General features: G+C 35.9%; 10 protein-coding genes and 1 other annotated feature. Of the genes, 9 read left to right on the top strand and 1 reads right to left on the bottom strand.

The features are described 5' to 3' along the window. Nucleotides 1-79: 79 nt before the first annotated feature. A complete protein-coding gene (locus ACTYBU_RS21175; RefSeq protein WP_445492853.1) occupies nucleotides 80-529 on the bottom strand; it encodes a hypothetical protein in 450 nt (149 codons plus the stop codon). 590 nt (nucleotides 530-1,119) lie between these two features. On the opposite strand from ACTYBU_RS21175, the gene ACTYBU_RS21180 reads away from it, so the two are divergent. The 9 genes from ACTYBU_RS21180 to gltX all read left to right on the top strand — a co-directional run bounded on the left by ACTYBU_RS21180 (nucleotide 1,120) and on the right by gltX (nucleotide 11,626). Continuing rightward, the gene (locus ACTYBU_RS21180) at nucleotides 1,120-1,581 is read left to right on the top strand and encodes a CtsR family transcriptional regulator (protein ID WP_445492855.1); all 462 of its coding nucleotides are present in this window, start codon (nucleotides 1,120-1,122) and stop codon (nucleotides 1,579-1,581) included. A 24-nt stretch (nucleotides 1,582-1,605) separates the two neighbouring features. Beyond that, nucleotides 1,606-2,154, top strand: coding sequence for a UvrB/UvrC motif-containing protein (locus ACTYBU_RS21185; protein ID WP_445492857.1), 549 nt, complete (start codon nucleotides 1,606-1,608; stop codon nucleotides 2,152-2,154). Nucleotides 2,155-2,156: 2 nt separating this feature from the next. Then, entirely contained in the window at nucleotides 2,157-3,224 is a 1,068-nt protein-coding gene (locus tag ACTYBU_RS21190; protein ID WP_445492859.1) for a protein arginine kinase, read from the top strand. 22 nt (nucleotides 3,225-3,246) lie between these two features. Further along, a complete protein-coding gene (clpC, locus tag ACTYBU_RS21195; protein ID WP_445492861.1) occupies nucleotides 3,247-5,697 on the top strand; it encodes an ATP-dependent protease ATP-binding subunit ClpC in 2,451 nt (816 codons plus the stop codon). Between the two features lie 173 nt (nucleotides 5,698-5,870). Beyond that, complete coding sequence (gene radA, locus ACTYBU_RS21200) at nucleotides 5,871-7,247, top strand: DNA repair protein RadA (protein WP_445492863.1); 1,377 nt, start codon at nucleotides 5,871-5,873, stop codon at nucleotides 7,245-7,247. A 557-nt stretch (nucleotides 7,248-7,804) separates the two neighbouring features. After that, entirely contained in the window at nucleotides 7,805-8,884 is a 1,080-nt protein-coding gene (locus ACTYBU_RS21205) for a PIN/TRAM domain-containing protein (protein WP_445492865.1), read from the top strand. Nucleotides 8,885-8,904: 20 nt separating this feature from the next. Next, nucleotides 8,905-9,621 carry a 2-C-methyl-D-erythritol 4-phosphate cytidylyltransferase gene (ispD, locus tag ACTYBU_RS21210; RefSeq protein ID WP_445492867.1) on the top strand — a complete coding sequence of 239 codons (717 nt, stop codon included), beginning with the start codon at nucleotides 8,905-8,907 and terminating at the stop codon, nucleotides 9,619-9,621. Then, nucleotides 9,609-10,085, top strand: a complete 477-nt coding sequence (gene ispF / locus ACTYBU_RS21215; protein ID WP_445492869.1) for a 2-C-methyl-D-erythritol 2,4-cyclodiphosphate synthase — start codon at nucleotides 9,609-9,611, stop codon at nucleotides 10,083-10,085. The genes ispD and ispF overlap by 13 nt, the downstream gene beginning before the upstream one ends. 83 nt (nucleotides 10,086-10,168) lie before the next feature. After that, a complete protein-coding gene (gene gltX / locus ACTYBU_RS21220; protein WP_445492871.1) occupies nucleotides 10,169-11,626 on the top strand; it encodes a glutamate--tRNA ligase in 1,458 nt (485 codons plus the stop codon). Between the two features lie 44 nt (nucleotides 11,627-11,670). After that, nucleotides 11,671-11,924 (top strand) — a binding site (T-box leader). The last annotated feature ends 35 nt before the right edge of the window (nucleotides 11,925-11,959 follow it).

The raw sequence follows: 11,959 nt of genomic DNA on the forward strand, positions 1-11,959 counted from the left end.
ACAAGAAAAAGCATCTAATGTTAATTAGATGCTTTTTTATTGCCTAAAAATAAAATATAAAATAAATGCTAACTGATCTCTATACAGGTTTTGTTCGTTTATAATTTGTCTGAACTGATGGCAATAAGGTAATGAGGAGAATAACAATACCTAGGAAAAAATAAATAAGCTGTATATTAGAGAAACTCTTCATTAGATATACTTGGATATTAATCCATATAATTAGTGCAAACCCAATATATAAAGAAAAATTCCAAGACCAATGTTTATCTGAAAAAATAGATAAAATGGAAATACTGGTCCCATTCCATTTAAAGAATAGTGCACATGAAATAATAATAGGACTAATGCCAAACAAAGTCAGTAAAATAATGCCTGGAATAATAAAATTAGAAAAAGGCGATTGAGACAATAAAGATAATGGAAGATGCAATAAATCGCCATTTGGCTTAATAATTAATGATATTCCCCCGTATATGCCGCCAATCCCTAAAATGAGATGAAGTAACTCAAGCAGTTTGCAGAGCATTATGGTGTGCCTCCTTTTACTTTTCTTAGATTAAATTTAAATTCGAGAGACCTCTAGTAAAAAACCTCCTTTGTCACAAAAAGTTCAATATACAAAAAAACTTTAGAACCGCAAACAATTTATTTGAATAAATGCATTGTACCCAGGCTATCGACAAACGCTCGATTTCCTAGTAGCTCACTTTACTAAGAAGCTCCTTATCCCACCATGGTAACTTTGCTCATTCCAAGGCTTCATGGCTCAAAATACAATCATTTTTTATTTCCTTAAGTTGGTGTAATTAACACTTTATATTCTTAAATAATGTATATTAATCAGAATACAGCGTTTAACTCTTTCTTTTTCTTATAAACAAAAAGAAAGAAATACAGAAAATACTATTCGTCTTACTTGAAAATATTGAAAAATCAGACTATATTATAGATAACTTTATCTTTAAAAATTCCCCCTAAGGTTTAAAGATAAGCTGGATAAAGGTTTGGAAATACCTCAAATTGGGAAAATTAGTAGAACGTCAAAAGTTGCGATTAATAAGTAGTTTCATGTATAATTATAGTCAAATATAGTCAAAGTCAGAAGGGGGAGGCTTGGTGAGAAATATTTCGGATATAATTGAAAGCTACTTAAAAGAAGTATTAGAAATGAGCGAAAAATCATTAGTAGAAATAAAACGAAGTGAAGTCGCTGACAAGTTTGAATGTGTTCCCTCACAAATAAATTATGTTATAAATACACGATTTACAATGGAAAAAGGTTATATTGTAGAAAGCAAACGAGGCGGCGGCGGTTTTATTCGTATAATGAAAGTTGAATCTCATGACTACGCTCATTTAATTGACCAATTACTATCCCTTATACAAAGTCGTATACCTCAAAGCAGTGCAGAGGATGTTATTTATCGTCTGGTGGAGGAAGAAGTTATAAACAATCGAGAGGCGAAAATTATGCTCAGTGTCATTGACCGATCTGTTTTATATCTTGAACTGCCATATCGAGATGAATTACGTGCAAGGATATTAAAAGCAATGTTAACTACATTAAAATATAAATAAAACTCAGTAGTGTGAGGTGAAAATATGATTTGTTCAGAGTGTAATCAAAGACCTGCAACACTTCATTTTTCTAAAAGCATTAATGGAACAAAAACTGAATTTCATCTATGTGAACAGTGTGCTGCAGAAAATGGTGAATTATTTATGATTAATGGTTCATCAGGTTTATCGATTAATAGCTTATTAGCTAATTTATTAAATATAGAGCCCAGCTTCCAGCAAATTAAACAAAACCCATATAAAAAAGAAGAGGTACTACAATGTTCAGAATGTTCTATGACATTTCCTCAATTTATAAAAATAGGGAGATTTGGCTGTCCAAACTGCTACGAAATATTTAAAGAACAGCTGCGGCCTGTACTAAAAAGATTGCATGGGGGAAATATGGAACATAAGGGAAAAGTTCCTGAAAGAATAGGCGGGCATATTTTAATAAAAAAAGATATTGAAAAATTAAAAGAAGAGCTTAAAGATTTGATTAATCAGGAAGAGTTTGAAAAGGCAGCAGAAATTCGTGATCAAATTAGGCATAAAGAAAAGCAATTATCTACACTTAGCCAAGGAGGAGAATAGGGATGTCTTTGGAGAAGTTTATTAAGAAGGCAAGAACATCCTGGATGTGTTCAGAAGGTCCTGATTCTGACATTGTATTATCCTCTCGAATAAGATTGGCTAGAAATATAAAAAAAATAAAATTTCCAATTTTGTTTTCCAATGAGGAAGCTGCTGAAGTAATTCAAACAGTAAAGGCGCAATTAGATGAGCAGGAATCTTTAGGTATTGGTGCTTTAGAATTACTTAATATGGATAATCTTCAACCTTTGGAAAAACGGGTTTTAGTGGAAAAGCATCTAATAAGTCCTCAGCTTGCGGAAGAAGCAGCATATGGTGCATGTGTACTTTCGGAAAATGAAGAAATTAGTATTATGTTAAATGAAGAGGACCATATTCGCATTCAGTGTATTAAGCCAGGGTTGCAGTTGTTTGAAGCGTTAGATATGGCAGATAAGATTGATAATTGGCTTGAGAAACAAATTGATTATGCCTATCATCTTGAAATGGGTTATTTAACAAGTTGTCCTACCAATATAGGAACAGGGTTAAGAGCTTCTGTTATGCTGCATCTACCAGGGATGGCATTAACCCAGCAAATGAAACGCATTATCCCAGCAATTAATCATTTAGGTTTGGTTGTAAGAGGATTATATGGAGAAGGCAGTGAAGCTCAAGGGAATATCTTTCAAATTTCAAACCAAATAACATTGGGGAAATCCGAAAAAGATATTGTAGAAGAATTAAAAAGTGTTGTGAATCAGCTGATTGAACAGGAAAAGCAAGCAAGGGAGGCATTAGTAGAAACATCCAACATACAATTAGAAGACAGAGTATATCGATCATATGGCACGCTTTGTCATAGTCGCATTATTGAAACCAAAGAAGCTGCCAAGTGTCTTTCCGATGTTCGTTTAGGAATTGATATGGGCTATATAAAAAACATTTCAAAAAGTATTTTAAATGAGCTTTTAATCTTAACGCAGCCTGGTTTTCTTCAATTGTACGCTGGTGGTCAAATGAATCCTAATGATCGGGACATTCGTCGCGCATCTTTAATAAGGGAAAGATTGAAGTTAGAATCTAAATAATGAGTATAGGGAGGATGAAAGCATGATGTTTGGACGTTTTACGGAAAGAGCCCAAAAGGTTTTAGCACTTTCACAAGAAGAGGCAATTCGCTTAGGACATAATAATATTGGAACAGAGCATATATTGCTTGGTTTAGTTCGTGAAGGAGAAGGAATAGCGGCAAAAGCCTTGCAAGCTTTAGGGTTAGGGCCTGAAAAAATTCAGGAAGAAGTAGAAAATCTCATAGGCCGCGGACAGGATGCTTCTCAAACTATTCACTATACACCACGAGCAAAAAAAGTAATTGAACTATCCATGGATGAAGCAAGAAAATTAGGTCATTCCTACGTAGGAACAGAGCATATTTTATTAGGTCTTATCCGTGAAGGAGAAGGTGTAGCAGCTAGAGTGTTGAACAATCTTGGTGTTAGTCTTAATAAAGCTCGTCAACAAGTATTACAGCTTTTAGGAAGCAATGAATCGAGCAACCATCAAGGAGGTTCTGCAGCAAGCGCCAATACGCCGACTTTAGATAGTTTAGCAAGAGATTTAACTGCGATAGCTAGAGAGGGAAGCCTTGATCCAGTAATCGGCAGAAGCAAAGAAATCCAGCGTGTTATTGAGGTATTAAGCAGAAGAACTAAAAACAATCCGGTTCTTATTGGGGAGCCTGGTGTTGGTAAAACGGCTATTGCAGAAGGGTTGGCACAACAAATTGTTCAAAATGAAGTGCCTGAGATTTTACGGGATAAAAGAGTAATGACCCTTGATATGGGAACGGTAGTTGCCGGCACAAAATATCGGGGTGAATTTGAAGATCGTCTAAAGAAAGTGATGGATGAAATTCGTCAGGCCGGAAACATTATCTTATTTATTGATGAACTGCATACATTAATTGGTGCAGGTGGCGCAGAAGGAGCAATTGATGCTTCCAATATTTTAAAACCATCTTTAGCAAGAGGAGAACTTCAATGTATTGGAGCGACAACATTAGATGAGTATCGTAAATATATTGAAAAAGATGCAGCATTGGAAAGACGATTTCAGCCAATCACTGTAGATGAACCAACTGCAGATGAATCGGTGCAAATCTTAAAAGGATTACGGGATCGATATGAAGCGCACCATCGTGTATCCATTACTGATGAAGCAATTGATGCAGCTGTAAAATTATCTGATCGATATATATCGGACCGCTTCTTGCCAGATAAAGCAATTGATTTAATTGATGAAGCAGGTTCAAAAGTACGGTTAAGATCCTATACTACTCCGCCAAATTTAAAAGAGTTAGAAGTTAAGTTGGAAGAAGTCCGTAAAGAAAAGGATGCTTCTGTGCAAAGTCAAGAATTTGAAAAAGCAGCATCGTTACGTGATACAGAACAAAGATTACGAGAACAGTTAGAAGAAACGAAAAAGAATTGGAAAGAAAAACAAGGACAAGAAAATACAGAAGTAACGGTTGAAGATATTGCGAGTGTGGTATCCAGTTGGACTGGTATTCCTGTTTCTAAATTAGCACAAACGGAAACAGCGAAATTGCTTAATATGGAAGGGATTCTTCATAACCGTGTAATTGGTCAGGAGGAAGCAGTTAAAGCTATCTCCAAAGCAGTTAGACGTGCAAGAGCGGGACTAAAAGATCCAAAACGACCAATTGGTTCCTTTATTTTCCTTGGTCCTACTGGTGTAGGTAAAACAGAACTTGCTCGTGCCCTTGCTGAGTCGATGTTTGGAGATGAAGATGCAATGATCCGTATTGACATGTCCGAGTATATGGAGAAGCATTCTACTTCCCGACTTGTTGGCTCCCCTCCAGGGTATGTTGGCTACGAAGAAGGCGGCCAACTTACGGAGAAGGTAAGAAGAAAACCGTATTCCGTGGTATTATTAGATGAAATTGAAAAAGCGCATCCTGATGTTTTTAATATTCTATTGCAAGTTTTGGAAGATGGTCGTTTAACAGATTCAAAAGGAAGAACGGTTGACTTCCGCAATACTGTTTTGATTATGACATCCAATGTTGGGGCATCTGCACTAAAACGAAATAAATATGTTGGATTTAATATTCAAGATGGCGATCAAGATTATAAAGATATGAAAGGAAAAGTAATGGAAGAGCTGAAAAGAGCATTTCGTCCAGAGTTTTTAAACCGTATTGATGAAATTATTGTATTCCATTCACTAGAGAAAAAGCATTTACAAGAAATCGTATCTTTAATGGCAGAACAATTAGTAAAAAGATTAAAAGAACAAGAAATTTATTTAACCATAACAGATGCAGCGAAAGAAAAAATTGCGGATGAAGGCTATGATCCTGAGTACGGCGCTAGACCACTGCGTCGCGCAATCCAAAAACATATTGAAGACCGCTTATCAGAAGAGCTGTTAAAAGGAACAGTATTAACTGGTCAATATATTGATTTGGATGTGCAAAGTGGTGAATTTACCGTAAGAGTGAAAGAGACAAATCAGACGCCTAATTTACAAAAATAGCTGTAGTTCAAGCAGCACACGTATAGATTTTTTATGCGTGTGCTATTTTATTTTGATTGAAGATAGTTAATAGAAAAATCTTTTTAATAGATAGAACATGATAAGATTAATGCTATGACGTTTAGGGTTTAATGGTAATTAGTGTAAGTGGATATGTTAGGAGGAAAAGGAGAATGGCAAAACGCAAAACAAAATTTCTTTGCCAAGAATGTGGATATGAATCTGCAAAATGGATGGGAAGATGTCCAGGCTGTGGAAATTGGAATACGATGGTGGAAGAAGTAGAAAAAAGTACACCGCAAAGAAAAGGAGCTTTTGCTCATTCACAAGGAAGCACGCTAGCGGCAAAGCCTATTCCGATTACAAAGATTGAAACAGTTAATGAACCAAGAACTTTAACTGATTTGGCAGAACTCAACCGTGTATTAGGCGGAGGTGTAGTACAGGGTTCTCTTGTACTGATTGGCGGTGATCCTGGAATAGGAAAATCCACGCTTCTTCTACAAGTGTCATCTCAACTAGCAAAAAATAAACATAATGTTTTATACGTTTCAGGAGAGGAATCTCAAAAACAGACAAAATTAAGGGCAGATAGGCTAGGTGTAACAACTGAGCATCTATTAGTATATTCGGAGACAAATCTGGAGGAAATAAGCAGAACGATAGAAAATTCCAATGTGGAATTTGTCGTTATTGACTCCATTCAAACTATCTTTCATCCAGAAGTAACGTCAGCCCCTGGCAGTGTATCGCAAGTAAGGGAATGTACAGCAGAATTAATGCGAATTGGAAAAACAAAAGGAATTGCCATATTTATCGTTGGGCATGTTACAAAAGAAGGTTCGATTGCAGGTCCGAGACTATTAGAACATATGGTGGATACAGTCTTATATTTTGAAGGGGAAAGACATCATACATACCGTATACTTCGAGCAGTAAAAAACCGTTTTGGTTCTACGAATGAAATGGGAATATTTGAAATGAAGGAGTTTGGATTGGAAGAAGTTGAAAACCCTTCTGAAATATTTTTGGAAGAGCGTTCACAAGGTGCTGCCGGGTCGACTGTTGTTGCATCAATGGAAGGGACACGCCCTGTTTTAGTGGAAATACAAGCCCTTATTTCTCCTACAAGCTTCGGAAATCCTCGCAGGATGGCTACTGGGATTGATCATAACCGGGTGCCGCTGTTAATGGCTGTTTTAGAAAAGAGAGTCGGCATGTTATTACAGAATCAAGATGCTTACTTAAAAGTAGCTGGTGGAGTTAAATTGGATGAACCGGCAATTGATTTGGCTATTGCAGTGAGCATTGCATCCAGCTTTAGTGATAAACCTACAAAAGCAACAGATTGTATCATTGGGGAAGTTGGCTTAACTGGGGAAGTGCGGAGAGTATCCCGAATTGAACAGAGGGTCCAAGAAGCAGCAAAGTTAGGTTTTGAACGAGTGATTCTGCCTGCCAATAATTTAAATGGTCTAAACGCTCCTCAGGGAGTAAAATTGATTGGAGTAAATTCAGTTAGTGAAGCATTAAAAGCAGTATTAGAATAAGGATAGTAGTTTGGATGCTATAACCAAGATAGAGATCTTTTAGGAAAATATTATATTTATGCTAAGGAAACGAGTGGGGAATTAGTTGAAGTAAAAAAATCAATTGATGTTCGGCAAACAGTATGATAAAATGTATTGTTTAATTATTTGACATTTTATTACTATTAGTGCTACTCTAAACTTATTCTTAAAGAAGGATATGTCATAATGTAGGCAAAAATAGCTTGTATATTTTTATTCCACTCTTAACGGGCAGTAAGACCCCGCCTCAAGATGCTGAGAAATCGAGGAAGCTAGGTGCGGGATAACTGTCCGTAAAGGTCCGATAGAGGTACACAAACGAAAGTCGCCACTTCCTGTGGAACGCAACTAATCATCAGTGGGGGAAGAAGAAAACCCCCATTGATGGAAAGGTTCACTTTATGCGGATCCATTCTCTAATGGATATATTATAGGTATCTGAATATAACTTTTTCATTACAATTAAAATAATTCTCAGTAATACTAGGTTTCAAATCTGAGAATTTGTTTATAATGTGGAGGAGGAGGTGAAAGTATTGTTAAAACGTATTATACAAGCTTGTTTTATCATTATTGGAGGGACTCTTGGAATCATATTTATTCCAGATTTATTAAGTGTCATGACTATTGATTCTCATTTAATAAATAATCCTTATGTTTCTGCAATACTTGGTGCCATTATTTTTTATTTTATTACTTTTTGGGTAGTTGATTATGTAGTTGATTTTGTAAAGTTAATGGAAGAATCTCTAGTTAAGGCTCCGATTACTGATATAATTTTTGGTAGTGTGGGGTTAGCCTTTGGTTTAATATTAGCTTTTTTAATAGGCTATGCATTGACGGCTATAAAAGTACCAGTTATAAATACAATAGCGCCAATTCTCTTAACCCTACTCTTTGGATATCTGGGATTCCAGGTCGGCTTTAAAAAGAGAGATGAATTATTGACTCTATTTACGGCTAAAAGGAAAAGGGCAAATGAAGAGGAAATAGTTAAACCAGAAAAAAACAATCTGAAAATACTTGATACAAGTGTTATTATTGATGGAAGAATAGCTGATATATGCCAAACTGGGTTTTTAGAAGGCACTATTGTAATACCTCAATTTGTATTAGGTGAATTACAGCATATTGCTGATTCTTCGGATGCGTTAAAACGCAATAGAGGAAGAAGAGGCCTCGATATTCTGAATAGGATTCAAAAAGAGCTGGCCATTAAAGTAGAAATTTATGAAGGCGATTTTGAAGAGATCTTGGAAGTAGACAGCAAGCTCGTTAAGCTGGCTAAGTTAACAAACGGTGTGGTAGTGACAAATGATTTTAATTTAAATAAGGTTTGTGAATTGCAAAAAGTTTCAGTATTAAATATTAATGATTTAGCAAACGCGGTTAAGCCTGTTGTTCTTCCCGGGGAAGAAATGAAGATACAAATCATTAAAGATGGAAAAGAACATAATCAGGGTATTGCCTATTTAGATGACGGAACGATGATCGTAGTAGAAGAGGGACGTAATTACATTGGGAAACATATTGATGTTTTAGTGACAAGTGTATTGCAAACGTCTGCAGGCAGAATGATATTTGCCAAACCTAAATTATTAGAAAAAGCATTGTAAAAGAATAGGGGTTTGTTTGTATGGCTTATGAAGTCATTATACCGGCAGCTGGCCAGGGGAAAAGAATGGGAGCAGGGAAAAATAAACTGTTTCTGACACTAAATGGTATACCTATTTTTATCCATACATTAACTATTTTTGAAGAGGATGCCGACTGCCAAGGAATATGGTTAGTTATAAACCCTCAAGATAAACTAGAAATGATGGAATTAATAAAAAAAAATAACATAAAAAAAATTTCTGCTTTAATTGACGGAGGGGAAGAAAGGCAGTACAGCATTCATAATGCAGTAAAAATGCTGGAAAATGACAGCGTTATACTTGTTCATGATGCTGCCAGACCTTTTATAAATACCAATCAAATAAAAGAATTAACAGAAGTTGCAACAGAAAACGGTGCAGCTGTATTAGCGGTCCCTATTAAAGACACCATAAAAAAAGTGGATGGAAATTTAGTGACAGAAACAGTTGAGCGTTCTAGCTTGTGGGCTATCCAAACCCCACAAGCTTTTCGCATTTCTTTACTAAAGGAAGCATATGAAAAAGCACAACAAGATGGCTTTTTAGGTACAGACGATGCCAGCTTAGTGGAACGTTTGGGGAAAAAAGTAAAAATCGTATCTGGCAATTATGACAATATAAAATTGACAACGCCGGAAGATTTATATTTTGCAGAAGCGATCATGAAAAAATGGAAATCACATGGGGAAAAGGAGCAAAAAAAATGTTTCGAATAGGACAAGGATTTGATGTACATCAGCTTGTAGAGGGAAGGCAGCTTATCATTGGAGGGATTGAAATACCTTATGAAAAAGGGTTGTTAGGCCACTCCGATGCAGATGTACTTTTACATACAATTGCAGACGCCTGCCTTGGTGCGGTTGGAGAAGGGGATATCGGCAAACATTTTCCAGACACAGATGAAGCTTTTAAAGACGCCGATTCTGCGAAGCTGCTTCAGCATGTTTGGAGCATAGTAAAGTCAAAAGGATATAAATTGGTAAATGCTGATTGTACGATTATTGCACAAAAGCCCAAAATGGCATCGTATATTCCTGCAATGCAGGGAAGAATAGCGGAATTATTAGAAACAGATATTAGCAACATAAATGTAAAAGCAACAACAACAGAAAAACTTGGTTTTACAGGAAGAGGAGAAGGAATTGCTTCTCAAGTAGCAGTTCTCCTACAAAGAAAGTAATGATCACTCTTTTAAAGAAAAAAATGAAGTGATAGAATAAAACAAGAAAAAATTCTATAAATTACAATCAGGGAGGCAAAAGTATGACTAGCGAAATTCGTGTTCGTTATGCCCCAAGTCCAACGGGACATTTGCATATAGGGAATGCACGTACTGCATTATTTAATTATTTATTTGCAAGAAATACAGGCGGTAAATTTATTATACGAATTGAGGATACTGATAAAAAAAGAAATATTGAAGGCGGAGAGCAAAGCCAATTAAAGTATTTAAAATGGCTTGGGATCGATTGGGATGAAAGTATTGATGTCGGTGGGGAATTTGGACCATACCGTCAATCGGAAAGAAACGATATTTACGAAAAATATTATACGGATCTGTTAGAAAAAGGATTTGCTTATAAATGTTATTGTTCGGAAGAAGAGATAGAAGCTGAACGTGAAGAACAATTGAAAAACAATGAAACACCAAAATACTCAGGTAAATGCCGCCATTTAACACTGGAAGAGCAAGCAAAGCTGGAAGCAGAAGGAAGACAGCCGAGTATTCGAATTCGTGTTCCGGAAAATGTTGTATATGAATTCGAAGATATGGTAAAAGGACATGTTGCTTTTGAATCGGAGACAATTGGCGACTATGTTATTGTTAAAAAAGATGGAACTCCAACTTACAATTTCGCAGTAGCAATCGATGATCATTTAATGAAAATCTCTCATGTATTACGCGGGGACGACCATATTACCAATACACCAAAACAATTAATGGTGTACGATGCATTAGGGTGGGATAGACCGATTTTTGGCCATATGACATTAATTGTGAATGAAAGCAGAAAAAAATTAAGTAAAAGGGACGAGTCTATCATACAGTTTATTGAGCAATATGAAGAATTAGGCTATTTGCCAACTGCTTTATTTAACTTCATTACTCTGTTAGGTTGGTCTCCAGAGGGAGAAGAAGAGCTTTTTACAAAAGAAGAGTTTATTCGAATTTTTGACGCTACTCGCCTTTCAAAATCTCCAGCCTTATTTGATCAACAAAAACTGGCTTGGATGAATAACCAATATATTAAAAAGGCAGAATTAAATATAGTGGCAGATTTAGCTATTCCCCATTTGATTAAAGCTGGCTTAATAGATGAAAACCGTTCAGCAGAGGAAGAAGCTTGGGTACAAAGCTTAGTTAATTTGTATCAGGAGCAAATGAGCTATGGAGCTGAAATTGTCCCATTATCTTCTTTATTTTTCAGCGATGAAATGACTTATGATGAGGAAGCGAAGGAAGTTTTAGCAGGCGAACAAGTGCCGATTGTTTTAAACTCCTTTAGAGAGGAATTGAACGATATGGCTGAATGGAGTCCTGAAAATATTAAGTCAGCAATCAAAAGAGTTCAAAAATCCACAGGCCAAAAAGGAAAGAACTTATTTATGCCGATACGTGTCGCAGCAACAGGGCAAACACATGGGCCAGATCTGCCAAAAGCAATTGCATTATTAGGAAAAGCAAAAATTGAACAACGATTATTGTCATTAAATAGTTAACATATTATGCAAAATGTAATATAGTAAAAGAAAGAATAGAATGAATGAAAACGTAGATGAGGAAAAGTAAAAAAAGGAAGCTTTTTAGAGAGAATCATCATAGGCTGAAAGTGATTTATGCCATCCTTTTTTGAAGTGCACCTCAGAGTCCTATATCGAACAACATTCTTTTAACGATATATTTATCGTTATTTTAAGTAGATAGAGGCGGAGCCTGTCCGTTACCAAGGAGGAGTGGAGATTATTGCAGGACAATAATCTAAACAGAGTGGAACCGCGCTATAAAAGCGTCTCTGTCTTTTAGACAGAGACGCTTTTTGTATATAATCAGCG

This window comes from Niallia sp. 03133, assembly GCF_052663225.1.

Bases quoted from the DNA above. Each gene is read 5' to 3' on its own strand.
- gltX (WP_445492871.1), top strand. From the start codon at position 10,169: ATGACTAGCGAAATTCGTGTTCGTTATGCCCCAAGTCCAACGGGACAT.
- radA (WP_445492863.1), top strand. From the start codon at position 5,871: ATGGCAAAACGCAAAACAAAATTTCTTTGCCAAGAATGTGGATATGAA.
- ispD (WP_445492867.1), top strand. From the start codon at position 8,905: ATGGCTTATGAAGTCATTATACCGGCAGCTGGCCAGGGGAAAAGAATG.
- ACTYBU_RS21175 (WP_445492853.1), bottom strand. From the start codon at position 529: ATGCTCTGCAAACTGCTTGAGTTACTTCATCTCATTTTAGGGATTGGC.
- clpC (WP_445492861.1), top strand. From the start codon at position 3,247: ATGATGTTTGGACGTTTTACGGAAAGAGCCCAAAAGGTTTTAGCACTT.
- ispF (WP_445492869.1), top strand. From the start codon at position 9,609: ATGTTTCGAATAGGACAAGGATTTGATGTACATCAGCTTGTAGAGGGA.
- ACTYBU_RS21185 (WP_445492857.1), top strand. From the start codon at position 1,606: ATGATTTGTTCAGAGTGTAATCAAAGACCTGCAACACTTCATTTTTCT.
- ACTYBU_RS21190 (WP_445492859.1), top strand. From the start codon at position 2,157: ATGTCTTTGGAGAAGTTTATTAAGAAGGCAAGAACATCCTGGATGTGT.